General features: G+C 59.0%; 25 protein-coding genes and 2 tRNA genes. 14 read left to right on the forward strand and 13 right to left on the reverse strand.

The genetic code is table 11. The annotated features are described in order from the left end of the window. Positions 1 to 5: 5 nt before the first annotated feature. Entirely contained in the window at positions 6 to 452 is a 447-nt protein-coding gene (locus GSR16_RS06290; RefSeq protein WP_159875665.1) for an NUDIX hydrolase, read from the reverse strand. An 81-nt stretch (positions 453 to 533) separates the two neighbouring features. Here GSR16_RS06290 and GSR16_RS06295 point away from each other — a divergent pair, with 81 nt between their 5' ends. Next, the gene (locus GSR16_RS06295) at positions 534 to 734 is read left to right on the forward strand and encodes a (2Fe-2S)-binding protein (protein ID WP_159875666.1); all 201 of its coding nucleotides are present in this window, start codon (positions 534 to 536) and stop codon (positions 732 to 734) included. A 90-nt stretch (positions 735 to 824) separates the two neighbouring features. Here the strand turns inward: GSR16_RS06295 and GSR16_RS06300 are convergent, their stop codons facing one another. After that, positions 825 to 2,426 carry a YdgA family protein gene (locus tag GSR16_RS06300; RefSeq protein ID WP_240902615.1) on the reverse strand — a complete coding sequence of 534 codons (1,602 nt, stop codon included), beginning with the start codon at positions 2,424 to 2,426 and terminating at the stop codon, positions 825 to 827. Positions 2,427 to 2,574: 148 nt separating this feature from the next. Between GSR16_RS06300 and GSR16_RS06305 the strand changes: the two genes are divergently transcribed. Continuing rightward, complete coding sequence (locus tag GSR16_RS06305) at positions 2,575 to 3,753, forward strand: DesA family fatty acid desaturase (protein ID WP_159875668.1); 1,179 nt, start codon at positions 2,575 to 2,577, stop codon at positions 3,751 to 3,753. A 90-nt stretch (positions 3,754 to 3,843) separates the two neighbouring features. Here the strand turns inward: GSR16_RS06305 and GSR16_RS06310 are convergent, their stop codons facing one another. Both GSR16_RS06310 and GSR16_RS06315 read right to left on the reverse strand, forming a co-directional pair. Further along, positions 3,844 to 5,484: an NRAMP family divalent metal transporter gene (locus GSR16_RS06310; protein WP_159875669.1), complete on the reverse strand. Its 1,641-nt coding sequence runs from the start codon at positions 5,482 to 5,484 to the stop codon at positions 3,844 to 3,846. A 391-nt stretch (positions 5,485 to 5,875) separates the two neighbouring features. Beyond that, positions 5,876 to 6,022: a hypothetical protein gene (locus tag GSR16_RS06315; protein WP_159875670.1), complete on the reverse strand. Its 147-nt coding sequence runs from the start codon at positions 6,020 to 6,022 to the stop codon at positions 5,876 to 5,878. Between the two features lie 630 nt (positions 6,023 to 6,652). Here GSR16_RS06315 and GSR16_RS06320 point away from each other — a divergent pair. Continuing rightward, complete coding sequence (locus GSR16_RS06320; protein WP_159875671.1) at positions 6,653 to 7,000, forward strand: RidA family protein; 348 nt, start codon at positions 6,653 to 6,655, stop codon at positions 6,998 to 7,000. Positions 7,001 to 7,064: 64 nt separating this feature from the next. On the opposite strand, the gene miaA is transcribed toward GSR16_RS06320, so the two are convergent. The 9 genes from miaA to tgt form a co-directional block, all read right to left on the reverse strand. Next, positions 7,065 to 8,042, reverse strand: coding sequence for a tRNA (adenosine(37)-N6)-dimethylallyltransferase MiaA (gene miaA / locus GSR16_RS06325; protein WP_131359304.1), 978 nt, complete (start codon positions 8,040 to 8,042; stop codon positions 7,065 to 7,067). A gap of 70 nt (positions 8,043 to 8,112) precedes the next feature. Next, positions 8,113 to 9,540, reverse strand: coding sequence for an exodeoxyribonuclease I (gene sbcB, locus GSR16_RS06330; RefSeq protein WP_159875672.1), 1,428 nt, complete (start codon positions 9,538 to 9,540; stop codon positions 8,113 to 8,115). Between the two features lie 78 nt (positions 9,541 to 9,618). Then, positions 9,619 to 10,173, reverse strand: a complete 555-nt coding sequence (locus GSR16_RS06335) for a thymidine kinase (RefSeq protein ID WP_159875673.1) — start codon at positions 10,171 to 10,173, stop codon at positions 9,619 to 9,621. Between the two features lie 29 nt (positions 10,174 to 10,202). Beyond that, complete coding sequence (gene mutL / locus GSR16_RS06340) at positions 10,203 to 12,104, reverse strand: DNA mismatch repair endonuclease MutL (protein ID WP_159875674.1); 1,902 nt, start codon at positions 12,102 to 12,104, stop codon at positions 10,203 to 10,205. Between the two features lie 78 nt (positions 12,105 to 12,182). Then, entirely contained in the window at positions 12,183 to 12,827 is a 645-nt protein-coding gene (locus tag GSR16_RS06345) for a DedA family protein (protein ID WP_159875675.1), read from the reverse strand. A gap of 81 nt (positions 12,828 to 12,908) precedes the next feature. Further along, on the reverse strand, positions 12,909 to 13,844 hold the full coding sequence (secF, locus tag GSR16_RS06350; RefSeq protein ID WP_159875676.1) for a protein translocase subunit SecF: 936 nt from the start codon (positions 13,842 to 13,844) through the stop codon (positions 12,909 to 12,911). A gap of 14 nt (positions 13,845 to 13,858) precedes the next feature. Further along, a complete protein-coding gene (secD, locus tag GSR16_RS06355; protein WP_159875677.1) occupies positions 13,859 to 15,700 on the reverse strand; it encodes a protein translocase subunit SecD in 1,842 nt (613 codons plus the stop codon). A 72-nt stretch (positions 15,701 to 15,772) separates the two neighbouring features. Next, the gene (gene yajC, locus GSR16_RS06360; RefSeq protein WP_159875678.1) at positions 15,773 to 16,096 is read right to left on the reverse strand and encodes a preprotein translocase subunit YajC; all 324 of its coding nucleotides are present in this window, start codon (positions 16,094 to 16,096) and stop codon (positions 15,773 to 15,775) included. A 130-nt stretch (positions 16,097 to 16,226) separates the two neighbouring features. Next, the gene (tgt, locus tag GSR16_RS06365; protein WP_159875679.1) at positions 16,227 to 17,342 is read right to left on the reverse strand and encodes a tRNA guanosine(34) transglycosylase Tgt; all 1,116 of its coding nucleotides are present in this window, start codon (positions 17,340 to 17,342) and stop codon (positions 16,227 to 16,229) included. A 232-nt stretch (positions 17,343 to 17,574) separates the two neighbouring features. Here tgt and GSR16_RS06370 point away from each other — a divergent pair. From GSR16_RS06370 to GSR16_RS21445, 11 genes are all read left to right on the forward strand, one after another. Continuing rightward, positions 17,575 to 17,651: transfer RNA gene (locus GSR16_RS06370), tRNA-Val, on the forward strand. Between the two features lie 164 nt (positions 17,652 to 17,815). Next, a complete protein-coding gene (gene thrS / locus GSR16_RS06375) occupies positions 17,816 to 19,717 on the forward strand; it encodes a threonine--tRNA ligase (RefSeq protein WP_159875680.1) in 1,902 nt (633 codons plus the stop codon). Between the two features lie 38 nt (positions 19,718 to 19,755). Further along, positions 19,756 to 20,280, forward strand: a complete 525-nt coding sequence (infC, locus tag GSR16_RS06380) for a translation initiation factor IF-3 (RefSeq protein WP_159875681.1) — start codon at positions 19,756 to 19,758, stop codon at positions 20,278 to 20,280. Between the two features lie 156 nt (positions 20,281 to 20,436). After that, the gene (gene rpmI, locus GSR16_RS06385) at positions 20,437 to 20,634 is read left to right on the forward strand and encodes a 50S ribosomal protein L35 (protein ID WP_159875682.1); all 198 of its coding nucleotides are present in this window, start codon (positions 20,437 to 20,439) and stop codon (positions 20,632 to 20,634) included. A gap of 12 nt (positions 20,635 to 20,646) precedes the next feature. Further along, positions 20,647 to 21,003, forward strand: a complete 357-nt coding sequence (gene rplT / locus GSR16_RS06390; RefSeq protein WP_045845172.1) for a 50S ribosomal protein L20 — start codon at positions 20,647 to 20,649, stop codon at positions 21,001 to 21,003. A gap of 211 nt (positions 21,004 to 21,214) precedes the next feature. Beyond that, entirely contained in the window at positions 21,215 to 22,198 is a 984-nt protein-coding gene (gene pheS / locus GSR16_RS06395) for a phenylalanine--tRNA ligase subunit alpha (RefSeq protein ID WP_159875683.1), read from the forward strand. Positions 22,199 to 22,218: 20 nt separating this feature from the next. Further along, positions 22,219 to 24,591: a phenylalanine--tRNA ligase subunit beta gene (gene pheT / locus GSR16_RS06400; RefSeq protein WP_159875684.1), complete on the forward strand. Its 2,373-nt coding sequence runs from the start codon at positions 22,219 to 22,221 to the stop codon at positions 24,589 to 24,591. A 71-nt stretch (positions 24,592 to 24,662) separates the two neighbouring features. Further along, a complete protein-coding gene (locus GSR16_RS06405) occupies positions 24,663 to 24,965 on the forward strand; it encodes an integration host factor subunit alpha (protein ID WP_045845169.1) in 303 nt (100 codons plus the stop codon). Next, entirely contained in the window at positions 24,946 to 25,296 is a 351-nt protein-coding gene (locus tag GSR16_RS06410; RefSeq protein WP_159875685.1) for a MerR family transcriptional regulator, read from the forward strand. Before GSR16_RS06405 ends, GSR16_RS06410 begins: the two co-directional genes overlap by 20 nt. Before the next feature lie 33 nt (positions 25,297 to 25,329). After that, a tRNA-Pro gene (locus GSR16_RS06415) sits at positions 25,330 to 25,406 on the forward strand. Between the two features lie 257 nt (positions 25,407 to 25,663). Then, positions 25,664 to 26,008 (forward strand): helix-turn-helix domain-containing protein, encoded by a 345-nt coding sequence (locus GSR16_RS21445; RefSeq protein WP_159875686.1) that lies wholly within the window; start codon positions 25,664 to 25,666, stop codon positions 26,006 to 26,008. The last annotated feature ends 272 nt before the right edge of the window (positions 26,009 to 26,280 follow it).

Here is a 26,280-nt window from a genome sequence, read left to right on the forward strand (position 1 = left end):
CAGCTTCAGGGTTGATGGTGAATCAGGTCCAGGGCAAAACGTTGTCCCAGCCGGTAGTCATCCAGGCATTGCATGACAACCGGGCTGCGGTGTTGCGACAGGCGGGCGGCGATTTCATCGTAAGTAAGCCAGTGCGCGCTGACAATCCCTGCATCAAGTTTTTCTGTCGGGTGATGTTGCACCGCACGCGCGGCAAAGGCAAAACGCAGCCAGGTAATGTCACTATCCGGCTTGTCCACCATGTAGATGCCCACCAGGTGTTGTAATTCCACCTCCCAGCCGGTTTCCTCGCGCGTCTCGCGCAGGGCGGCGGCAAACAGGGTTTCACCGTGTTCCAGATGACCGGCTGGTTGATTGAAACGCAGGCCCTGCTCGGTTTCTTCTTCCACCATCAGGTAGCGGCCATCACACTCTACGATGGTGGCTACTGTGGTATTTGGCTTCCATTGCATCTGCCTGTCCTTAATCTAATTGACAATCGTTATTATTTGAAAATACTATATAGAGAATTATTCTCATTCAAGGTTTTGGCCATGTATGTCTGCTTGTGCAATGCGGTAACCGACAGCCAGATCCGTCAGGCGGTGGAAGACGGTGCCACGCGCATGTGTGACCTGCGGGCGGAACTGGGTGTGGCTGCCGAATGCGGCAAATGCGCCTGCTGTGCCAACCAGCTGCGCAAGGAAACGCTGCAGCAGATGGAAGCGTGTCATCCGGGGCGTGCCGCCGCCTGAGTTGTCAGACAGCAATATCATGATGGCCGGGGGAGTGCACCGGCAAGAAAAAAGGGGGCCAAGGCCCCCTTTGTCGTATCTGCCAACGGCCTACTTGCCGGCACTGGCCTGCACCTTGGCGGCGGGGGCCGAGGCATCGGGTGCCGGGTCTTCCTGCTCTTCCCACGGCAGGCCAACCTTCTTGCTGTTGATGGCCAGGTTGCCGTTCTTGTAATTGAGCTGGGTGGAAATCTGCCCCTTGTCCTCGTTGATGTATTTCTCGTCTTTCCACTGCGTCAGTTGGCTGTCCAGCAGATTGCGCGCCAGGTCTTCCACTTCACCCATATTGGGCTGCACTTCTGCGCTCTGGTCCACCATGAACAGGGTGCGTGCCTGTGCCACCACCAGGTTTTCCAGGGTCTTGCGCGGCAAGCTCAGCTTGGCTTCCACTTCAAAGCGCTTGAGGAAGGCGGTGGAGTTGTTCAAGTCGGCTTCCTGCAGGCCATTGAGCCCCAGGCTGCCTTGCAGCGTGGTTTCGCCACTGGGCATCTTCAGGTAGAAGTCGTTGATCACCAGCTTGGGATTGTTGGTCAGCAGCGGAATGCCGGTGTGCTTGATGGTGTCGATGTACTGCTTGCGCAATACTGCCGGATCCACGCCTTCGAACGGAATCTGGCTGATGGCCTGATCCAGCTTCAGCAAGGTGGGGCCGTGCAGGTGATTGGCCGACACATCCAGCCGCATCGGGCCATAGTGCTGATCGTTGTAGTTGAATTCGGCAAAATCCAGCTTGCCGCGGGTATTGATGAATTCATCCTGTTCGCTGCTGACAATCTGGTAGCGGAAGTTCTTCAGCGACACCGCCGACGGCTTGAATTCACCAGACGGGTTGATGAACTCACCCACGCGCATGCGCGTCATCAGGTAAACCAGTTCGTTCAGCTTGATGCTGTAAGGAACGCTATCCTTCCAGTTGAGCTGCACATTGCCCACGGTCAGCTCGCTGGTGCCCAGCTTGATGCCGGTGACGCCGGGGCGGATGTCGGACACATAGCGCACGCCGTCAAAGGCCAGGCTGCCCTTGCTGGAGGCTTCCAGCAGGAAGCCGGGCGAGTTGGCCTCGGTCTTGTATTCCTTGTAGCCGGAGGCGTAGTCCAGCTTCAGGTCGAAGCCTTTCCATTTCATCTTCACGCCGGACAGTGCTTCTTCGTAGTCGAAGGAGGGCACGTTGACATTCAGCTCGCCACCGCCGCCAAAGCCCAAGCGGTTGGTGACGGTGATCGGGTCCTTGTCGCCAAAGAAGGTCTTGAGCGTCTTGCGGGTGGCATCACTCATGGCAAATTCCGTGGTGACCAGCGCGCGCGCAGGACGGAAGTCCAGGCTGGACAGGCCGGGGAAGGGGCCATGCTTGATGTGGTGGGTGAACTTGATGGTGGAGTTCAGCAGCGGCTTGAAGTTGTCCGGCAGCATGTTTTCATACGGCCCGGACAGGCGGCGGTTGAACTCCAGTTCGGTGGTCTCGGTGGAGGAGAACCAGCCGCGGTCGTAGCTGTGGGACTTCACCTTGAACAGCGGCAGGCTGGCCAGCATCTTGTGCTGTTCTTCCAGCGTGTCCTCGGCTTTCATGCCGGCCCAGAAGGCCGCCGCACCGTTGAACACCAACAGGCCACCCAGAGTGGCTCCCGCAATAATCAGACGTCGTTTTGGCAACACAAGCGTTTTTCTGAAGGGTGTGTGGATTGAGGCCCTATGGTACACCATGCGCGCCACAAGTCGAACCGTAGAAAACAGTCTGACACTGCCGGATCAATTGGTTAAAATGGAGGATTGCCCAAAATTTCGCTCAAGGTTGTCCGTACACATGCATTATTGGCTTAACGGTTTGCTGGATCTCCCGTGGTGGGGATACATCGTCGCGGCACTGATTCTGACGCATGTCACCATTGCGTCGGTCACCATTTTTCTGCATCGTCATCAGGCGCACCGTGCGCTGGACCTGCACCCGGCCGCCAGCCATTTCTTCCGCTTCTGGTTGTGGCTGACCACCGGCATGGTAACCAAGCAGTGGGCGGCCATCCACCGCAAGCACCACGCCAAGTGCGAAACCCCGGATGACCCGCACAGCCCGCAGATACTGGGTATCAAGAAAGTGTTGTGGGAAGGTGTGGAGCTGTACCGCGCGGCCTGCAAGGACCAGTCCATCATGGACAAGTTTGGCCATGGCACACCGGATGACTGGATCGAACACACGCTGTACACCCCGCATTACGGCAAGGGTATTTTCCTGATGCTGGCTATTGATTTGTTGCTGTTTGGCCCGGCCGGGCTGTCGATCTGGGCGGTGCAGATGATATGGATTCCGTTCTGGGCCGCTGGTGTCATCAACGGCCTGGGCCACTGGTGGGGTTATCGCAATTTCGAAAACGAAGACGCTTCCACCAATATCTTTCCCTGGGGCATTATTGTTGGCGGTGAAGAGCTGCATAACAATCACCATACTTTTGGCACTTCGGCCAAGTTGTCCTACAAGTGGTACGAGTTCGATATCGGCTGGATGTACATCCGCATGCTGGAAATCTGCCATCTGGCCAAGGTGCGCCGGGTGGCACCGCGTCTGGTGCAGGATGCCAGTCGTGCACAGCTGGATCTGGAACACCTGCAGGCCATCATTTCCAATCGCTATGCCATTGCCGCCCGTTATGCGCGCGAACTCAAAGAGGTGTATCGCAAGGAGCTGGAACAGGTCAGTCTGCCGGAAATGGATGATCTGGTGCGCAAGATGAAGATCTGGTTGAAGCAAGACGCCAAGGATACGCCGGAGTGCGACAAGCAGCAGTTGGCGCTGTTGTTGCAGCACAGCCCCACGCTGACCACCGTCTATACCATGCGACAGGAACTATGCCGGCTGTGGGAGCGCTCCTCGCTTACACGGGAGCAACTGCTGCACGAATTGCAGGACTGGTGTGTTCGTGCCGAGCAATCCGGTATTGCTGCGCTGGAGCGTTTTGCCCTGAACCTGCGCATGACAGCCATGGCCTGATGGGGCTGGTTTGGCTGCAAAAAAAATCCCGCCGGGCTGGCGGGATTTTTTTTTAGCGGGCAGTACTGCTCTTATCGAAGCGCTTATCCATCACAGGATGGAGACAATGACTTTATAAATCACCATGCCCATGGCGATAAGCAGATAACCCCGCATCACCGCCATCCACAGCTTGTTGCGCTGTGACAGCTGCAAGGGCGGTAGTTGTTCCAGTGCCGGCATGCGCCATTCGTAGCGCTGCTTACGGTCCAGCTTGTGCGCCTTGTGATGCGCGTGTCCACCCGCTTCCATTTCTTCACGTGCATGCAGCACATTCACCGCAATGGCAATGACCAGTCCGACCACACTGCCGCCAATCAGGATGTCACTGATGACTTCGCCAGACATGTTGGGGAACACCACGGCGGCAGTCAGGATGATGGACAGCAGCACCAGCACCGCCACGATGATGGCCGACAGCAGATTGAAGAAGCGGCTATTCACCCACGGACCCAGTACATCCTTGTCATTGCACAGCAATAGCAGAAAGACGGTGGCGCTGGGCAGCAATACGCCGGCCAGGGTCTGCACGGCATTGGTCAGCAGGCCCAGCGGCACGCCCGGAATCAGCACCAGCGCCGCCGCCAGCACGATCAGGCCGCAGTACATGGCATAGAAACCCTTGGCGTCGCCCGGCTTGCGGTGCAGCGAATGCTTGAGGCTCAGCACATCGCCCAGTGCGTAGGCGGTGGACAGTGATACCGCCATGGCGCCGATGATGCTGGCGTCAATCAGGGCGATGGCGAACAGCGTGCCGGGCAGGCGGCCATAGTATTTGGCCAGGCCGTTGGCTACTGCACCGGCGTCCTGGAAGTGGCCGAACTCCGGATGGCCCATGAACACCTTGGCGGTGAAGGCAATCATCGCCACCGCACCAATCACTACCAGCGCAATGCCCAGCCACAAATCGGCGCGCTCGTAGGAGATGAAGCGCGGAGTGATGCGTTTGTCGATCAGGTAGCTTTGCTGGAAGAACAGCTGCCACGGTGCCACGGTGGTGCCGACAATGCCGATGATCAGCAGCATCACGTCGGCCAGTTTGCCGCCTGCCGGCATTTGCGGCAGCACGAAATCATGCGCCACCTGGGTCATCGGCGGGTGCACCATCACCAGAATGGGAACCAGCAACAGGCTGCCGGCCACCAGAATCAGCGAAAAGCGCTCGAAGCGGCGGAAGTCACCGGTGCTGGCCGACAACATGATGAACACGGCTGCCAGGCCCACGCCGATGATTTTGGGCACGCCCAGAAAGTCCATCCCCAAGCTGATGCCGATGAATTCGGTGACGATGGTTAGCGCATTGAGCAGGAACAGGTCGATGGCGCTGAATGCTCCCCAGAACTTGCCAAAGCGTTCGAGGATCAACCGGGCATGGCCCACGCCGGTGACGGCACCCAGGCGCAGCACCATTTCCTGGTTCACGTACAGTACCGGAATCAGCAGCGCCAGCGTCCATAGCAGCGAAGTGCCGTAGTTTTGTCCGGCCTGGGCATAGGTGCTGAAGGCACCGGCGTCGTTGTCGCCCACCATCACGATGAGGCCGGGGCCGAGAATGGCCAGCAGGGTCTTGAATTTGGCCATCCAGCCATGGCGGGCATCGGTGTCGTTGTGACGGATAGTGCCCAGTGCGCCGCGGATGTCTCCGATGTGGGCGCTATCCAGTACGGCGGTACGGTTATCTTGTTTGGACATGTGTTGCTCCCTGAAACTATTGCTGCAAAGGGTTTGCTGCACGGTCCGACGGCTCGGGTCTGCCTTTCAGGGGGTATGGATGTCTGCTCTCATGGCGGGCATGAAACGCGAGATATCCAGGCATCCTGCTGGTTTGTCGTGGCGAGGTCGGTGCAACAAAATTTTTAATTGAGGCCGCAAGGGCCGGTGTTGCCGGGGAGGTCACATAGAGAGGGATGGCGCGTGGGGAGGGAATATCAATGCCGATAGGCCATCCTCATCGTACTGCTCGCCGTCATGGTGCTCTGTGCGACCGCGCTACTGGGGTAGGGGTCCATGTCTGTCCTTTCCTTGCCGTGGCAATGCGGGTTTGCTGGTAAAACGCTGTTGTCTGGATTGCTTGTGGCCAGGCTTATGTCTGCTTGCGCCCACGCAGGGCGATGCGCAGTCGGCAGCACAGCCAGCTCCACACGCTTTCATCGCGGCAGGCGAATGTAAAGTGGTCCGGCAGTTGCCGGGCTTGTTTGTGTTCTGTAGACAGCAGCATTGCGTAGTGCATGATCAGGCTCCTGAAACGGGTCCGGACGCTGCCTGATGATGTCGCTTGCAGACGAATCAGGCAGTACCCGTGAAAAAAGATTTCATGGGCAAGCAAGGACATCGATCATTGTCTGATGGCATGGCGGCTCCTTTCCGTCTGTGGCCGGATCTGGCGCAGAGGCTGCCGAGTCAGCAAGGCAATGCGGCATCAGGCTGCAAGCGCAAGCAAGGCAGCAAGCCATGACTTGGCGACAGCGCAATGCTGCATGGGCAACTGGTAGGGCGGGGTGCACAGGGGTGAAACAAAGGGGGTGAAGCAGATGCGCACCATCTTGATCTGACAAGACGGCGGCGGGGGAATACGGCGCAGGTCTTACCGGATCAGCTCAAAACAGTTTGTTGATGACTGGGGCAGTCCAAGGCAGTAGACCTGAATTAAAAAGATGCGCGGATTCTAGTCCTCCGACTTTACCGGTGTCAATCATGCCCGCCGGCTTTTTTGCTATTGCAGCAAAAAAGTTCCCCCAGCCTGCTGAAACAGACTGTTCTGCCATTTTTCGCCGGGCGTCCGACCCAGGCATAAGCACTGTGCCATACGCGCTTTAGCGGTAGAATCGGCGCTTCCCCACCTAGCAATAAAGGAAGCAGCATGAGCATCTATCGTCACAAGCAGGGCGCCCGTCTGGCCGAAGCCGCCGTATGCAACGGCATGATTTTCCTGGCCGGTCAGGTGCCGGAAAACACCGAAGCCGATGCCCAGGCGCAAACCGCCAATGTGCTGGGCCAGATCGACACCCTGCTGGCCGAATTGGGCTCGGACAAGAGCAAGATTCTGGATGTCACCATTTTCCTGGCCAGCCTGGCCGACTACGATGCCATGAATGCTGCCTGGGACGCCTGGGTGCCGGCTGGCAATGTGCCGGCGCGTGCCACTGTGGAAGCCAAACTGGCCAACCCGGCATGGAAAGTGGAAATCAAGCTGGTGGCTGCCAGCTGAGCACACTACGGCTGAACAAGAAAAAACCCGCTACGGCGGGTTTTTTCTTGTGTGAGTCTGGTACTCAGAAACTGCCTGTGTAGCGCAATGTATCCGCCACCGGCTTGCCGGTGATGAAATCGCTACAGGCCTGCAGCACGCTATCAGTCAGGTCGGCGCGCTGCGCGCTGACCGGCAGCACCGGCAGGCTGCGCATCCATGTGAGCTGGCGCTTGCACAACTGGCGGGTTGCGGCCACGCCGCGTTCGATGAATTCCGCCTCACTACATAGCCCGTCCAGATAGTCCCATGCCTGGCGATAACCCACGCAGCGCATGGAGGGCAGGTCGGGCGTGAGCGTCGGGTAGTCCTGACGTAGGCGGCGAACCTCAGAGAGAAAGTCTTGCTGCAGCATCAGCTCGAAACGCTGGGCAATACGCTGGTGCAGCCAGCTACGCTCTTCCGGCACCAGTGCCAGCGGCAGACAGTTAAAGTCGGCGGCGGCTTCCTTGCCGCGGGCAATCAGGCTGGACATGGTCTGGCCGCTGAGCAGGCAGATTTCCAGCGCACGGTGAATGCGCTGCGCGTCATTGGGGTTGAGGCGGGCGGCGGTGTCCGGGTCCAGCACGGCCAGTCTGGCATGCATGGCGGGCCAGCCGATGCGGCCGGCTTCGGCATCCAGTTCGGCGCGCAGGGCCGGGTCGGCTTGCGGCAGGTCGGACAAGCCTTCCAGCAGCGCCTTGTAGTACAGCATGGTGCCGCCCACCAGCAGCGGCATATTGCCGCGCGCACGGATTTCGACGATCAGCCGGTTGGCATCGGCATGAAACTGCGCAGCGGAATAGGTCTCCAGCGGGCTGATGATGTCAATCAGATGGTGCGGACAGACAGCCATTTCGTCTGGTGTGGGTTTGGCGCTGCCGATATCCATGCCGCGATACACCAGGGCCGAATCCACGCTGATGATTTCCACCGGGAAATGGCGGGCCAGCGCCAGCGCGAGGCCGGTCTTGCCGGAAGCGGTGGGGCCCATCAACAGAATGGCATCGGGTGTGAGTGACATGGTGTGGTCTTTGTACTGGCAGGGTCTGGGGCGGGATTGTCGCACAGCTGCATCCGCCCCGGAACCGCTTTTACGGCTGTGGCGCCAGCAGGCCGGCGGCGTAGCTGTCCAGCTGTTGCAGGATGTCCTGCTGGGCCGGTGTCAGCTCGCGCTCGCGCACGGCGGCCATTTCCTGCTGGAACTGCGCCAGGTTGCGCCCGCCCACGCCATCCTGCAGCTTGTGCTGGCACCAGCCGCGCCAGCGCTGGCTTTCTTCATCTGACAGGCTGGTGGGGAAGTTGCGTGCGCGGTAACGGAACAGCAATTCACCCAGTTGGGCGTCTTCGAAAAAGGCCATCTCGCCCGTCAGTTGGGCGGCGGATTTCAGTCGCAGCTTGTTCAGCACCTTGCGGTCGTTATTGCTGACAAAGCCGCCGTACAGGTTTTCGTCCACATCGCGCGGCTCGCCCGCTTCGCGGCGATACACCTGCCGCCAGGTGTGGGTGAGGTCGGGCAGGGCGGCGGCGCTGGCAGCATGCTGTTGTATCTGCACCATGTCCACGCCCCAGTGCGCTGCCCGGTCTGCGCCCAGTACCTTGAGGTTGGCCACGACAAAGGGCGATTTGTTGATGTGGATGGTCTTGAGCGGCAGCCGCGTCATGCCTTCCGGCAGCTCTTCGGTGCGGGTGTAGATGCGCTGGCGGATGTCGTCGGCACTCAGGCCGCGCAGCATGGCCGGGTCGAAGGCCAGGTCCCATACAATCACTTCATTGCTGTTGGTGGGGTGCTGGGCCAGCGGCCAGACAATCGCCAGATTGCCGCGCTCGGCACCGTACATGCCGGAGATGTGCAGCAGCGGCTGCGGTTTGTGCAGGTTCAGTTGTGCCTTCACCGCGTCTTTCTTGCGCAGGCTGAGGTAATAGTCGAACAGCTTGGGCTGCTTTTGCCTGATCAGCCGCGCCAGGGCAATGGTGGCGCGTACATCGGACAGCGCGTCGTGGGCGGCTTCGTGCAGCAGGCCATTGGCGGCGGACAGGTGTTCCAGTTTGAAACTGGGGCGGCCGTCTTCGTGTTGTGGCCATTCAATGCCTTCCGGACGCAGCGCATAGGTGGCGCGCACCAGGTCCAGAATGTCCCAGCGGCCGCATTGGTTCTGCCATTCGCGGGCATAGGGGTCGATCAGGTTGCGCCAGAACAGAAAGCGGCTGACTTCATCGTCAAAGCGCAGTGTGTTGTAGCCCACGCCGATGGTGCCGGGGGCGGCCAGTTCGCGTTCGATCACCGCGGCGAACTCATGCTCGGCTACCCCGTGTTGCAGGCAGTGCTGCGGGGTGATGCCGGTGAGCAGGCAGGCTTCCGGCGCGGGCAGGTAGTCTGGCGCGGGCTGGCAGTACAGCATTACGGGTTCGCCGATTTCGTTCAGCTCGGCATCGGTACGTACCCCGGCAAATTGCGAGGGGCGGTCCTGGCGCGGCACGGCGCCGAAGGTTTCATAGTCGTGCCAGAAGAATGTATGCATGGCGGTAGCGTCATGGTTGAACGAGGCGGAGGCTGGCAGTCTGGGGCAAGGCTGCCGGGCTGCGCAAGGGCCGGCGGGTCAGCCCTGATGGAAGCAGCGGCCGCACACAGCACGATAGCGCGCCTCGCCGCCTATCTCCACTTGCGGGCCCTGTACCACACGGCTGCCATCGGCATTGATGCGGATATGCATGGTGGCTTTCTTGCCGCAGGCACAGATGGTCTTGATTTCTTCAATCTCTTCGGCGCGGGTCAGCAGCCAGGTGGACCCGGCAAAGGGGTGGCCCTGAAAATCCACCCGCAGGCCAAAGCAGATCACCGGGATATTGCGGGTGTGGGCCAGCCGGTGCAGCTGGCAGACCTGATCCGGCGTCAGGAATTGCGCTTCGTCCAGCAAGATGCAGCTGATGCCGGCCCAATCCAGTGACAAAAAGTCGGTATCACTGGCGAAGGTGTGGGCCTGACGCTGGATGCCCAGCCGGGAGGAAATCATGCCCACGCCAAAGCGGTCGTCGATGGCGGCGGTATACAGGGCGACCTGTTTGCCCATGGTTTCGTAGTTGTTGGCGATCTGCAGCAACTGGGTGCTCTTGCCGCTGTTCATGGCGGCGTAGCGGAAAAACAGTTTGGCCATACGTGTTCTGTCTTGTGGTCCGGTGTGGTTCAGCGCCCGCGCATGAACAGATTGTCCAGGTCTTTCATGCTCAGGCGCGACCAGGTGGGGCGGCCATGATTGCACTGGTTGGAGCGTTCGGTGTTTTCCATGTCGCGCAGCAGCGCGTTCATTTCGGTCAGCGTCAGCTGGCGATTGGCGCGCACCGCGCCGTGGCAGGCCATGGTGGCCAGCAGCTCGTTACGCCGTTCGGTCAGCACCTGGCTGAGGCCGAATTCGCGCACATCCTTCAGCATGGCACGGGCCAGATCCACCGGGTTGCCATCCTGCAGCCATACCGGTACACCGCGCACGGCAATTTGGGTGGGAGACAGCGGGGCCAGTTCCACCCCCAGTTGCTTCATCTGTTCGCCATGTTCATGCACGGTGGCCACTTCCATGCGGTCGGCGGCAAACGACACCGGCAGCAGCAGCGGCTGCATCGGAATGGTGTCAGCCTCCAGCGCGGTTTTCAGCCGTTCGTACACAATGCGTTCGTGGGCGGCATGCATGTCCACCACGATCAACCCGTCTTCGCACTGGCTGAGGATGTAGACCCCGTGCAACTGGGCCAGGGCAAAGCCCAGCGGCGGAATGCCCTCGCTGGCTTGCGGCAGGGCTTGCAGCTGGGTTGGCGACAACATGGCGGGCAGGGGGCTGGCTGGGGCTGGCGCTTCCTCGGCCAGGCGACGGCTTTCTTCTTCGCGCAGGCCGCCGAACATCTTGTCGTAAGTGCCAATGGCCTCGCGTGCCACATGCAGCGGCATGCTTTGCTGCTGGTAGCTGAAGGGCCGCACCGGGGTGTGGCTGCTGCCGCCAGTTGCCGTTGCCGGACTGCGCGGCGGAAACAGAGTGGCTTGCGGCTCGCTGACATTGGCGCTGGTGTTGATGTCACCCTGCGCCGGTGCCGGACTGCTGCTACCGGCGGTGGTGGCAGCCAGTGCCTTGTTGATGCTGTGAAACAGAAACTGGTGGATGGCCTGGCTTTCGCGAAAGCGTACTTCGATCTTGGTGGGGTGGACATTCACGTCCACGCCGGCCGGGTCCATCGACAGGAACAGCGCATACACCGGGTGGCGCTCGTGATGCAGCACATCACGGTAAGCCTGACGCAGCGCGTGCTGGGCGGTCTTGTCGCGCACAAAGCGGCCATTCACATAAAAATACTGTGCGTCGCGGCTGGCCTTGGAATAGGTGGGCGAGCCGACAAAGCCGTTCAGCGTCATGCTGCCGGCAGCGGTTTCCACCGTGATGGCTTCGGCAATGAAATCCTTGCCCAGTAGCGCCCCTACCCGCGCTTGCATGTCTTGCGCCGGCAAGCGCCAGATCACCTTGCCATTGTGGCGCAGCATGAACTCCACCTGCGGATGGGCCAGTGCAATGCGCTCGAAGGTGGCTTCGCAGTGGGCGTATTCGGTGTTTTCACTCTTGAGGAATTTGCGCCGCGCCGGGGTGTTGAAGTACAGGTCCACCACTTCCACGCTGGTGCCGGGCGCGTGCGCGGCGGGCTCTACCGGATGCAGTGCGCCGTCAATGGCGATGATCTGGTGGGCGTGCTCGGCAGCGTGCGGGCGGCTGGTGAGGGTGAGGCGCGAGACGGAGGCCACGCTGGCCAGCCCTTCACCGCGAAAGCCCAGCGTGCCTACCTGTTCCAGGTCGTCCAGCGAGGCAATCTTGCTGGTGGCATGGCGGTCCAGCGCCAGCGGCAAATCATCGGCTGCAATGCCGCCGCCGTTGTCGGTGACGCGGATCAGCTTGATGCCGCCCTGGGCCAGATCGACGGTGATCTTGCTGGCACCGGCATCCAGGCTGTTTTCCAGCATTTCCTTCAGGGCAGAGGCGGGGCGTTCCACCACTTCGCCAGCGGCTATCTGGTTGACCAGATGGTCAGGGAGCTTGTGAATGCGTTTCATAGGCCGTCGATGATAATGCCGGACTGGCAGGAAGGGTAGGGCAATGCTCCCGCCGCTGCGGGCGGGAGCGGGCAAGGCTTACTGGCGCTGTGCGGCGCGCTTGTGCCGCCAGAATTCAATGATGGCAGGCAGGAAGGAAACAAAGATGATGCCGAAGATCAGCAGTTCCAGGTTCTTGCGCACGAAGGGCAGGTTGCCAAAGAAGTAACCTGCGTAGCAGAAACCCGCCACCCACAGCACCGCACCGGCCAGGTTGTACACGGTGAACTGGCGATAGCCCATGCTGCCGATGCCAGCCACAAACGGGGCAAAGGTGCGGATGATGGGCACGAAACGGGTGAAGATGATGGTCTTGCCGCCATGACGGTCGTAAAAGGCGTGGGTTTTGGCCAGGTATTCCGGCTTGATCAGCCGCGGGAAGCGTTGCAGCAGCCGTGCACCCAGCAGTTTGCCGATGGTGTAGTTGACGGTATTGCCCAGGATGCCGGCCACGGTCAGCAGCAGCACCAGCATGTGCACATCCATCTTGCCCATGGCGGCCAGCGCACCCGCGACGAACAGCAGCGAGTCGCCCGGCAGGAAGGGCGTTACCACCAAGCCGGTTTCGCAAAAGATGATCAGGAACAGGATGGCGTAGATCCAGACGCCGTACTGAGCCACCAGCTGGGCCAGATGGACGTCGATGTGCAGGATGAAGTCGAGCAGAAAAGTGATGGCTTCCATGGGGACACCGGTTTGGTCTGTGGAGGATGAAAAACTGGCCGGACAAGCCGGCCAGTCATTACAGCAGATGCAGGGTCAGGCTCAGACCACCGCTTCTTCTTTCGGTTTGGTCGGCTTGATCATGTGCTCGCGGCTGACACCCAGCCACAGCGCGATCGGGCTGGCCACCAGTACCGAGGAGTAAATGCCGAAGATGATGCCAATGGTCAGCGCCATGGCAAAGCCGTGCAGCGCCGGGCCGCCGAATACCAGCATCGACACCACCATCATCTCGGTGGAGAAGTGGGTGATGATGGTACGGCTCATGGTGGCGGTAATGGCATTGTCGATGATGCTGGCGGTGGTCTTGCCACGCAGGCCCGGCTTGCGGAAGTTTTCCCGGATACGGTCGAACACCACCACCGATTCGTTCACCGAATAGCCCAGTACCGCCAGTACGCCGGCCAGTACGGTCAGCGAGAACTCCCAGCGGAAAAAGGCAAAGCAGCCAAGGATGATCACCACGTCGTGCATGTTGGCGATGATGGCTGACACGGCAAAGCGCCATTCAAAGCGCAGCGCCAGGTAAGCCATGATGCCCAGACACACCAGGATGGCAGCAGTCAGGCCGTGGGAAACCAGCTCCTCACCCACGCTGGGGCCGACAAAGTCCACCTTGCGCAGTTGCACGGTGCCGTCCTTGGCCTTGAGCAGGCCCATCACCTTTTCCGACAGTTGGGCCGAGGTGGTGCCCGGCTTGTTGGGCAGGCGGATCATCACGTCGCTGCTGCTGCCCAGGCTTTGCACGGTGGCTTCGCCCAGCTTGAGGCTGTCCACGGTGTCGCGGATCAGGTTCAGGTCGGCTGACTGCTGGTACTGCACTTCCAGCACGGTGCCACCGGTGAATTCAACACTGTAGTTGAGCCCGCGGGTCGCCAGAAAGAACACGGCAAGAATGAAGGTGACCAGCGAAATTGCCGTGGTCAACCTGCCGTAGCTCATGAACGGGATGTCCCGTTTGATGCGGAAAAGCTCCATTGTCTGTCCCGTCCTTATTTCTCAGGTTTCCACACCTGGCCAATGGCCAGTGAGGTCAGTTTGCGACGGCGGCCGTACCACAGGTTCACCAGACCGCGCGATACCAGTACGGCGGAGAACATGGAAGTCAGGATGCCGATACAGTGCACCACGGCAAAGCCGCGTACCGGGCCGGTGCCGAAAATCAGCAAGGCCAGACCGGCAATCAGGGTGGTGACGTTGGAGTCCAGAATCGTCGCCCAGGCATGGCCGTAACCGGCCTGGATGGCCGAGTGCGGCGGTACGCCATTACGCAGCTCTTCACGGATACGCTCGTTGATCAGCACGTTGGCATCAATCGCCATACCCAGCGCCAGCGCAATGGCGGCAATGCCGGGCAGGGTGAGCGTGGCCTGCAGGATGGACAGGATGGCCAGCAGCAGGAACACGTTGACCGCCAGCGAGATGGCGGAGAATACGCCAAACACGCCGTAGTAGATCACCATGAATACCGCGATGGCAGCAAAGCCCCACAGGGTGGAGTGGAAGCCCTTCTCGATGTTTTCCTTACCCAGGCTCGGGCCGACGGTACGCTCTTCGATGATGTTCATCGGCGCGGCCAGCGAGCCGGCGCGCAGCAAGAGGGCGGTGTCATTGGCTTCTGCCGGGTTCATGCTGCCGGAGATCTGCACGCGGCCACCGCCGATTTCAGAGCGGATCACCGGGGCAGTCACCACTTCGGCACGGCCTTTTTCCACCAGAATCATCGCCATGCGCTTGCCGATGTTTTCCGCCGTGACCTGACGGAAGATGGAAGCGCCGGTGGAGTCCAGATTGATGTGTACTGCCGGTGCGCCGTTTTCATCAAAGCCCGCTTGCGCGTCGTTGATGTTGTCGCCGGTCAGTTCCACGTCCTTCTTCACCAGAATCTTGCTGTCGCCATGCGAGGTGGCTTCGTCCAGCAGGTCGTAACCGGCCGGAATATTGCCGGCCAGTGCGTCGCTGACCTTGCCCTGGTCGTCTTCCACCATGCGTACTTCCAGCGTGGCAGTGCGACCGATGATGTCCTTGGCGCGGGCCGTGTCCTGGATGCCAGGCAGTTCCACCACGATACGGTTGGGGCCGGCCTGCTGGATGATGGGTTCAGACGTGCCCAGCTCGTTCACCCGGTTGTGCAGGGTGGAGATGTTCTGCTTGACCGCATCGCCCTGAATCTTGGTGACTTCTTCCGGCTTGAGCGTGGCGGTCAGCTTGTAAGCGGCGTCATCGCTATTGAGCACCAGAGTGGGCAGGGTGCGGCTGACCACAGCCTGCGCGGCCTTCAGGGTGTCGGCGTCACGCAGTTGCACTTCCAGCACGTTGCCATTGCGTTTGATGGTGCCATAGCGCACTTGCTTGTTCTTCAGCTCGCGGCGGATGTCGCCGGCGTAGCGTTCCATCGTTTTGTCGATGGCGGCCTGCATGTCAACCTGCAGCAGGAAATGCACGCCACCGCGCAAGTCCAGACCCAGGAACATGGGGTAGGCCTTCAGGTCGGCCAGCCACTGCGGCGATGCTGGCAGCAGGTTCAGCGCAATGATGTAGCTGTCACCCAGCGCACGCTGGATGGCATCCCGGGCCTTGATCTGGGTGTCGGCATCCCTGAAGCGGATCTTCAGGCTGCTGCCGTCCAGATAAAGACCGTCCGGGCTGATGTTCTGGGCTTTCAGTGCCTCTTCCACGCGGCCCATCAGGGCGGTGTCCACCGGAATGGACTGGCGGGTGCTGGAGACCTGTACCGCGGGAGTCTCGCCGTAGAAGTTGGGTAGCGTATAGATCGTGGCAATGATCAGGGCTACCGCAATGACGAGGTATTTCCAGAGAGGATAGCGGTTCATGAGTGATATCGGAGCTAGGAAACGAAACTGGCCGTCATCCGGTGATACCGGGCTGACGGCCATGCTGGGGAATTACAGGGACTTCAGCGTGCCCTTTTCCACCTTGCCGGTAACGGCCGGGCGCTGCACATTGATTTCCACGCCATTGGCGATTTCCAGGGTCAGGAACTGCTCACCGGACTTCACTACCCGGCCCAGAATGCCACCCTGGGTAATAACTTCGTCACCCTTCTGGATTTCTGACAGCATCTTCTGGTGTTCTTTCATTTTCTTTTGCTGCGGACGCACCATCAGGAACCAGAACAGTACGAAAATGACGATCATCGGCAGAAAAGACATGATGTCAAAACCGCCCGGTGCGGTGCCAGCGGCGAAAGCCTTGTCAATAAAGGGCATGGATTTGCTCCCTTGTTATAGTGTTGATGGTGAAACAAACGGGCCATTGTAGCCACGCTGCGTGTCTTTTCCAACCTTCCGGCCTGAACGCAGGCTCAGACCACTTGGCGAAGTGGCAGGTTCCCACGCTTTATGACACGCCGCGTGCGCGCTTGTCGGCGAACTCCAGACGGAAGTCTTCGAAGCGGTCTTCCTCGATGGCCTTGCGCATTTCGCGCATCAGCTCTTGGTAATAATACAGATTGTGAATGGTGTTCAGGCGTGCGCCCAGGATTTCACCCACGCGGTGCAGATGGTGCAGATAGGCGCGGCTGAAGTTGCGGCAGGCGTAGCAGCCACACTCCTCGTCCAGTGGCTTCTTGTCATCCTTGTAGCGCGCATTCTTGATCTTGATGTCGCCGTACTGGGTGAAGATCCAGCCGTTGCGCGCATTGCGGGTGGGCATCACGCAATCGAACATGTCGATGCCGTTGGCCACGCCGTGCACCAGATCTTCCGGTGTGCCCACGCCCATCAGGTAGTGCGGCTTGTCCGCCGGCAGCATGCCGTTCAGCTCGCTCAGCATGCGGTACATTTCCGGCTTGGGCTCGCCTACCGACAGGCCGCCAATGGCGTAACCGTCAAAGCCCACCTGCAGCAGACCTTCCAGCGACTCCTGGCGCAGATCGGTATACAGATTGCCCTGCACGATGCCGAACAGCGCATTGGGATTTTTCAGGTCGTCAAAGGCGCGGCGCGAGCGCTCTGCCCAGCGCAGGCTCATCTGCAGCGATTTCTGCGCGGTGGCATGATCCACCTGGCCTGGCGTGCATTCGTCCAGCTGCATCACGATGTCGGAATTGAGCACGGTCTGGATCTTCATCGAGATTTCCGGACTCAGGAACAACTTGTTGCCGTTGATCGGGCTTTGGAAGGTGCAGCCTTCCTCGGTCAGCTTGCGCATGTCGGCCAGGCTGAAAACCTGGAAGCCGCCCGAGTCAGTCAGAATGGGTTTGTCCCAGCCGATGAATTCGTGCAGGCCGCCAAACTGCTCGATCACCTCCAGACCCGGGCGCAGCCACAGGTGGAAGGTGTTGCCCAGAATGATCTGCGCGCCGATGTCGTTCAGTTCCACCGGGCTCATGGCCTTGACTGAGCCATAGGTGCCTACCGGCTGGAAAACCGGGGTTTCCACTGTGCCGTGGTTGAGTTCCAGTGTGCCGCGCCGCGCGCCGCCGGATGTTTTGTGTACGGTAAACTTCAGCATGGGGTGTATTTGTTATGCAAAATCAGCGCGCTAGTATACAGCATGCGGTGGGTGGGCGTGCTGTTGCTACTGCGGCGGGTAAAAACCAGCCAGCAGCATGCTTGCTGCGCCATGTTTGACGCCGTAGGCCTGAATTTGGGGCGGTGATGCGGTGTGATGCTGTCTTTGCCGATTATTCCTGCGCGGGCTTGCTTTTTCGCTGCCGGGCCTTTAGTATTGCCAACTCGACGACAGGCACGTAGCTCAGCTGGTTAGAGCACCACCTTGACATGGTGGGGGTCGTTGGTTCGAGTCCAATCGTGCCTACCAATACACAGCATGGAGTTATCCCAGGTGAAACACTGGCGAACTACCACAACCCGACATTCTCACGCTAGCTGAGCCTTGCGGGTTGTACCATGCAAAAAAGAGCGGCTCAGGCCGCTCTTTTTTTTTACCCTTCGCAACGATATTACGCCCTGTTTGGAGTTGACATGCCTGACATTCGCCTGCCTGACGGCTCGGTTCGATCCTTCGACAAGCCGGTAACGGTTCATGAAGTGGCTGCGTCCATCGGTACCGGTCTGGCGCGCGCTGCGCTGGCAGGTCGCGTCGATGGCGTGCTGGTGGATACCTCGTACCGCATCGACCGCAATGCCGATCTGGCCATCGTGACCGACAAGGATGCCGATGGCCTTGGCATCATTCGCCACTCCACTGCCCACTTGCTGGCCTATGCGGTAAAAGAGTTGTTCCCCGAGGCTCAGGTGACCATCGGGCCGGAAATCGAAAACGGTTTCTACTACGACTTCGCCTACAAGCGCCCGTTTACCCCGGAAGACCTCGCCGCCATCGAAAAGAAGATGAGCGAACTGGCGAAGAAGGATATTCCGGTCGAGCGCTACGAGCTGCCGCGTGATGAAGCCATTGCCTACTTCAAGAGCATTGGCGAAGCCTACAAGGCCGAGATTATCGAATCCATTCCGCAGGGTGAGGTGCTGAGCCTGTACCGCGAAGGCGAATTCACCGACCTGTGTCGTGGCCCGCACGTGCCGTCCACCGGCAAGCTGAAAGTGTTCAAGCTGATGAAGGTGGCCGGTGCCTACTGGCGCGGCGACAGCAAGAACGAAATGCTGCAGCGTATCTACGGCACGGCCTGGGCCAAGAAGGAAGACCTGGAAGCCTACCTGTACATGCTGGAAGAGGCGGAAAAGCGCGACCACCGCAAGCTGGGCGTGCAGATGGACCTGTTCCACCTGCAGGACGAAGCACCGGGCATGGTGTTCTGGCATCCCAAGGGCTGGCAGCTGTGGCAGAACGTCGAGCAATACATGCGCGGCAAGCTGGTGAAAGAGGGTTATCAGGAAGTTCGCACGCCGATGATGATGGATGTGGAATTGTGGAAGAAGTCGGGTCACTGGCAGAACTACAAGGAAAACATGTTCATCACCGAATCGGAAAAGCGCGACTACGCCGTCAAGCCGATGAACTGCCCGGGCCATATCCAGATTTTCAACAGCGGCCTGCGTTCCTATCGTGACCTGCCGCTGCGCTATGCCGAGTTTGGCTCCTGTCACCGTAACGAGCCGGGTGGCGCGCTGCACGGCATCATGCGTGTGCGTGGCTTTGTACAGGATGATGGTCACATCTTCTGCACCGAAGACCAGATCAACCAGGAAGCCAAGGCTTTCCATCGTCTGGTGATGGAAGTGTATGAACGCTTCGGTTTTGACAAGGTGTCCATCAAGCTGGCGCTGCGTCCGGAAAAACGCCTGGGTGCGGAAGAAACCTGGGACAAGGCCGAGCAGGGCATGCGCGATGCACTGCAGGCTTGCGGCGTGGCCTGGGAAGAACTGCCGGGTGAGGGTGCCTTCTACGGGCCGAAGATCGAATACCACGTCAAGGATGCGCTGGGTCGCTCCTGGCAATGTGGTACCCTGCAGCTGGACTTCATGCTGCCGGAAAGTCTGGATGCCGAGTATGTGGCCGATGATAACAGCCGCAAGCGTCCGGTGATGCTGCACCGCGCTGCGCTGGGTTCGCTGGAGCGCTTCCTGGGTATTCTGATTGAAAACCACGCCGGGGCCTTCCCCTTGTGGCTTGCTCCGGTGCAGATGGTAGTGATGAATATTACCGAAGCGCAGGCGGATTATGCTGCACAAATCGTGGAAACATTGAAGAAACAAGGCTTCCGCGTTGATCTTGACTTGAGAAACGAGAAGATCGGCTATAAAATCCGCGAGCACAGTCTGCAAAAGCTGCCGTACCAGATCATCGTGGGCGACAAGGAAAAAGCAGGCGAACTGGTTGCCGTGCGCGCCCGTGGTGAAGACCTGGGTCAGCTCACGCTGGATGCATTCATTGCCCGCCTCAAGGCTGAGATGCCCGAGGCCTGATCCGGCAGCGGCAGGCATTTGATAGATTAATAGGAGATTTGGCTATAGCTCAGGAACGCGAAGCACGGATCAACGGCGAGATTACCGCTCGCGAGATTCGTCTGGTAGGTATGGAAGGTGAGCAGATTGGCGTTGTCAGTCTGCGTGAGGCAATGGCACTGGCCGAGGAAAATGATGTGGATCTGGTGGAGATTTCCCCGACCGCTCAGCCCCCGGTCTGCAAACTGATGGACTACGGCAAGTTCAAGTACGAACAGTCGAAGAAGCGTCACGAAGCCAAGCAGAAGCAGAAACAGGTCCAGATCAAGGAAATCAAGTTCCGTCCGGGTACTGATGATGGCGACTACAACGTCAAGCTGCGTAACCTGATCCGTTTCCTCAATGATGGCGACAAGGCCAAGATCACCCTGCGTTTCCGTGGTCGTGAAATGGCTCACCAGGACATCGGTCTGGCGCTGCTCAAGCGTGTTGAGGCCGATTTGGCTGAAATTGCGACAGTAGAGCAGTTTCCCAAGCTGGAAGGTCGTCAAATGGTGATGATGATTGCCCCGAAAAAGAAATAATCGGGTATAATCGTTTTCTCAATACGGCAGGGTCTACCCTGCCGTGTTGATTTTGTGGGGCGGAAACGCTCCGCGCAAAAGCGTGACGCAGTGGTTTCAAGTACCTTCGGGTCACCCTGTGTCTAATCTAACTCAGAAATTCTGCAGGAGTTTTCCATGCCGAAAATGAAGACCAAGTCGAGCGCGAAAAAGCGTCTCAACGTGCTGGGCAATGGCGGTGTAAAACGCTCTTATGCGTTCAAGCGTCACATCCTGACCAAGAAAACCACCAAGAACAAGCGCCAGTTGCGCGGTACCACTCTGGTACACGCTACCAACATGGCTTCTGTTCGCGCCATGCTGCCCTACGCATAAGGAGACTGAATAATGCCACGCGTTAAACGCGGTGTAACCGCACGTGCTCGTCACAAGAAAATCCTTGCCCTGGCGAAAGGCTATCGCGGCCGTCGCAAGAACGTCTATCGCATCGCCAAACAGGCGGTGATGAAGGCGGGTCAATATGCATACCGCGACCGTCGTCAGAAAAAGCGTCAGTTCCGCCAGCTGTGGATTGCCCGTATCAACGCCGCTGCGCGTGAAAACGGTCTGCCGTACAGCAAGTTCATGAACGGTCTGAAGAAAGCCGCCATCGAAATCGACCGTAAGGTCCTGGCCGACCTGGCCGTGTTCGACAAGGCCGCTTTTGCCCAGATCGTTGAAAAGGCGAAAGCTAGCCTCGCTTGATAGCAAGACTGTAAAAGGGGAGGCTAAGGCCTCCCTTTTTTTCATTTGCCTGTAGTTTAAGAATGTTGCAAGAGCGTTGACCAGACTGCCATGAGTGTGGTCAGCCTTTTTGTTCCGGTCTGCCGGTTGATGCAAGGTACCGCTGATGTCATGCAATGGTTGCCACATCGCGGGCTGTCAGGCCGGAAAGACGCATACGGTGTGAGACCCAATGACTAACGTTGACGCGATTCTCCAAGCCGGTCTGGCTGCCGTCGAGGCGGCGTCCGACCTCATCGAACTGGAGCAGGTCAAGGCACGCTACCTCGGCAAGAGCGGCGAGCTGACCGAACTCCTCAAACAATTGGGCAAGCTCCCTCCAGAGGAGCGCAAGGCTGCCGGTGCCACCATCAATGTGGCCAAGCAGGCTTTCGAAACCGCCCACAATACCCGTCGTGACCTGATCAATGCCCAGAAGCTGGAAGCCCAGCTGGCGGCCGAGTCGCTGGATGTGACCCTGCCGGGCCGTGGCTTGTCCACTGGCGGCCTGCACCCGGTGGCGCTCACGCTGGAGCGTATTGCCACCCTGTTCCGTTCCATGGGTTTCCAGGTGGCGGACGGTCCGGAAATCGAAACCGACTTCCACAATTTCCAGGCACTGAACATTCCGGAAAACCACCCGGCCCGCGCCATGGCCGACACCTTCTATGTGGAAGGTGGTGATGTGCTGCGTACCCATACCAGCCCGATCCAGGTGCGTTACATGCTGAACAACGAGCCGCCGATCAAGATCGTGGCTCCCGGTCGTGTGTATCGCGTGGATTCCGATGCCACCCATTCGCCGATGTTCCACCAGATGGAAGGCCTGTGGGTGGAAGAGGGCGTGTCCTTTGCCGACCTCAAGGCGGTGGTGACTGACTTCCTGCGCCGCTTCTTCGAGCGTGACGATCTGCAAGTGCGTTTCCGCCCATCCTTCTTCCCCTTCACCGAGCCGTCCGCTGAAATCGACGTGCTGGGCGAGCGTGGCTGGCTGGAGGTGGGGGGCTGCGGCATGGTCCACCCCAATGTGCTGCGCAATGTGAATATCGATCCGGAAAAGTACAGCGGTTTTGCCTTTGGCATCGGTCTGGACCGTTTCGCCATGCTGCGTTACGGCGTGAATGACCTGCGACTGTTCTTTGAGAACGATCTCAACTTCCTCAAACAGTTCAATTAAGCGCAGGCAGGGAATAAACAATGCAATTCTCCGAACAATGGCTGAGAAACTGGGTTAATCCTTCCCTTTCCAGCGAGGAACTGTCCTACCTGCTGACCATGGCAGGTCTGGAAGTGGAAGAAACCACAGCCGCTGCCCCGGCCTTCACCGGTGTGGTGATTGGCGAAGTCAAGGAATGTGTCAAACACGAAAATGCTGACCGCCTGCGCGTGACCAAGGTGGATGTCGGTACTGGCGAACTGGTGCAGATTGTCTGTGGTGCGCCGAATGTGGCAGTGGGCGTACGCATTCCGTGCGCACTGCCAGGCGCGGTGTTGCCGGGTGACTTCAAGATCAAACCCACCAAGATGCGTGGCGTGGAATCGGGCGGCATGCTGTGTTCCGGCAAGGAACTGGGCGTGCCGGAAGATGTGGACGGTCTGATGCTGCTGCCGGCAGATGCGCCGGTTGGTCAGAACATCCGCGACTATCTGGGCCTTGACGACCAGCTGTTCACGCTGAAAATCACCCCTAACCGTGCCGACTGCCTGTCGATCAAGGGCATTGCCCGCGAAGTGGCGGCACTGACCGGTGCTGCACTGCAGCCGCAAGCCATCACCGCCATCGCGCCGCAAATCGACGACGTGGTGCCGGTTGCCATCGCCGCTCCGAAAGCCTGCGGTCGTTACATCGGCCGTGTGATTCGCAATGTCAACGCCGCTGCACCCACCCCGGACTGGATGAAGCGTCGTCTGGAACGCTCCGGTCTGCGTTCCATTTCCGCTATCGTTGACGTCACCAATTATGTGCTGCTCGAACAAGGTCAGCCGATGCACGCCTTCGATCTGGCCAAGCTGAACGGTGGTATCACCGTGCGCATGGCCAAGGCTGGCGAGCAGTTGCTGTGCCTGAACGAAAAAACCGTCACGCTGGCTGAAGACAATCTGGTGATTGCCGATGATGCCAAAGTGCTGGGCATTGCCGGCATCATGGGTGGCGAGGAAAGCGGTGTCACCACTGCCAGTACCGACATCATGCTGGAAAGTGCCTTCTTTGCCCCGGAAGCCATTGCTGGCAAGGCCCGTACCTGGGGCTTTGGCTCGGACTCCTCTTTCCGTTTCGAGCGCGGTGTGGATTTCGAACTGCAACGCGAAGCGATGGAGCGCGCCACCGAACTGGTGCTGTCCATCTGTGGTGGAGACGCTGGCCCGCTCAACGAGCAGGTTGCCGAACTGCCTGTCCGCAAAGGCGTGAAAGTACGCACTGCGCGCGTAGCACGCCTGCTGGGCATTACCCTGTCTGCAGAGCAGATCGCCACCATTCTCACCCGTCTGGGTCTGGTTTTCGATACTCAGGAAGACGGTTTCCTGGTGCATGCACCTTCCTTCCGCTACGACATCGAGATCGAAGAAGACCTGATCGAGGAAGTGGCCCGCGTACACGGTTACGATGCCATTCCCTACGAAGCACCGGCTGCCCGCCTGCGCATGCTGGCGCTGCCGGAAGAACGTCGCCCGCGTGAAGACATCCGCCATTTCCTGGCTGGTCGCGACTATCAGGAAGTGGTCAGCTATGCCTTTGTTGAGGAAGCCTGGGAGCGTGACTTTGCCGGTAATGCCGACCCGGTGCGCCTGATCAACCCGATTGCCTCGCAAATGAGCGTGATGCGTTCGTCGCTGATTGGCGGTCTGGTCAATGTGCTGCAAGGCAACCTCAACCGCAAACAGCCGCGCGTGCGGGTGTTTGAAGTCGCCCGTGTATTCGGCAAGAATGCTGCCGGCAAGGCCGACGAAACCACCCAGCCGGAAAAAGTGGCCGGTTTGGCATGGGGCCCGCGTGTTGCCGAGCAATGGGGTGCCAAGGCCGAGCGCATCGATTTTTACGATGTGAAAGCCGATGTGGAAGCCCTGCTGCTGCCGGCGCAAGCCAGCTTTGCCAAGGCGGCACACCCGGCCTTCCATCCTGGCCGTTGTGCTGAAATCAGCCTGAATGGCAAGGTGATTGGCGTGATGGGCGAGCTGCATCCCAAGTGGGCGCAGCAATACGGTCTGCCAACCCCGCCGGTTCTGTTTGAACTGGACTTGGCCGCGGTTGAACAACGCGCTGCCATCAAGGCACAGCCGGTCAGCAAATTGCAGCCGGTACGCCGCGATCTGGCGCTGGTGGTTGACGAGCAGGTAACGGTTGCTGCTATGCTGGACACTTTCCATCAGCATGCATCCGCGCTGGTGAAGGAAGTGGCCCTGTTTGATGTCTATCGTGGCAAGGGTGTGGAAGAGGGCAAGAAGAGTCTGGCCTTCCGCGTGGTGTTGCAAGATGATGCCCGCACCCTGACCGACGAAGATGTCGAGCCGGCCATCCAGAAGCTGCTGGATGCTGTTGCAAGCGCACACGCAGCCCAATTGCGCCTGTAAGCCAATATTGCCGGAAGGCGTGGCATAATGTCCGCCTTCCATCTGTATATTCAAGAAGTTAAGGGGTAGTCATGACTTTGACCAAGGCTGAGTTGGCCGACCTGTTGTTTGACCAGGTAGGTCTGAACAAGCGTGAAGCCAAGGACATGGTTGAAACGTTTTTTGAGGAAATCCGTATCGCGCTGGAAGCAGGTGATTCGGTAAAGCTGTCCGGATTTGGTAATTTCCAGCTGCGCGACAAGCCGCAACGTCCGGGCCGCAATCCCAAGACCGGGGAAGAAATTCCCATCACGGCACGCCGCGTGGTGACCTTCCACGCCAGTCAGAAACTCAAAGGAATGGTTGAGCAATACCATGCTAACAAGCAAGGCTGATCTGCCGGCAATCCCGTCCAAGCGCTATTTCACCATCAGCGAAGTAAGCGAGCTGACCGGGGTGAAGCCGCATGTGCTGCGTTACTGGGAGCAGGAATTCTCCCAGTTGCGCCTGGTCAAGCGCCGTGGCAATCGTCGTTACTACCAGCACCACGAAGTGCTGCTGGTGCGTCGTATTCGCGGTCTGCTGTACGACGATGGCTTTACCATTCAGGGCGCGCGCCAACGGCTGGGTGCCGGTGGTGAAATGGAACGGCCGATTACTGCTCAGGAAGTACGCTCCGAACTGGAAGCAATTTTGAATTGGCTGGATTCAGGTGTTGGCAAATAGTAAATAAACGGTTACAATGCGTTTCTCTTGAGTCGGGGTGTAGCGCAGCCTGGTAGCGCACCTGCATGGGGTGCAGGGGGTCGGAAGTTCGAATCTTCTCACCCCGACCAAAAGAACACAATAGAATTAATTATTTAAGCCACCCGCTGAGGTGGCTTTTTTCATGTTGTCTCATTGAAAACACACAAGGGGTGTCGCAGGGGGTGTCATCGGCATTGGGATGTGAACGTGTGTCTGTATTCATGTGAATACTAAGGCGCATCCAGGATGCGTCACGGCTGAGATTTCGGGGCATACATTGCGCATAACTTGGCACAACCAAGGCTTGGGCCTAATATGACACACTAACAACGATAGTGAGCCATATATGACTCAAAATGACAAGCGATTTTCTGAACCGCTTCCGAGAGATGTACGCTCTCTCCTAGTGGGTCTCGGCCAGCGGGTACGGACCGCACGTGTGCGACGAGGCTTCAGTACAGAGAATTTCGCACGGGAGTGTGGCATTGGTCGGCGCTCGCTTTACCGCATCGAGATGGGGGACTCAGGTGTAGCACTGGGGACATTCCTGGCGGTACTCTGGAAGCTCGGCTTGTTGGATACTGTACAGGGTGTAGCTAACCCCGATGACGACGAGCACGGCAAAATTCTTGAGGCGGCACGTCGGCCGCAACGTGTGCGCAATCTAGTTGCTCAAGACAATGATTTCTGAGGCGGTGACGGCTGCAAAATAACAGTTTTGTTATGCATACGTCCAGCTGCCGGGCACTTTCGCATGGGTGCCATGCGTATCTTTGAAAGTGAAAGAAGTTGCCGTCGTCGCCTTTGAGGGCACGTTCACCTACGGTATGCGTTACTTGGACCGGCCGAACTGCTGGCACACCATTACGGCATGTCGCCGAAGCGTTCGAGATTGCCGAGTCGCTTCTCGAGTAAGTGAAAACTCCAGTTTCAATGTAAACGTTCAGTGGACGACATGCCGAT

The sequence above is a fragment of the Aquitalea denitrificans genome (assembly GCF_009856625.1).
GTDB classification, from domain to species: domain Bacteria; phylum Pseudomonadota; class Gammaproteobacteria; order Burkholderiales; family Chromobacteriaceae; genus Aquitalea; species Aquitalea denitrificans.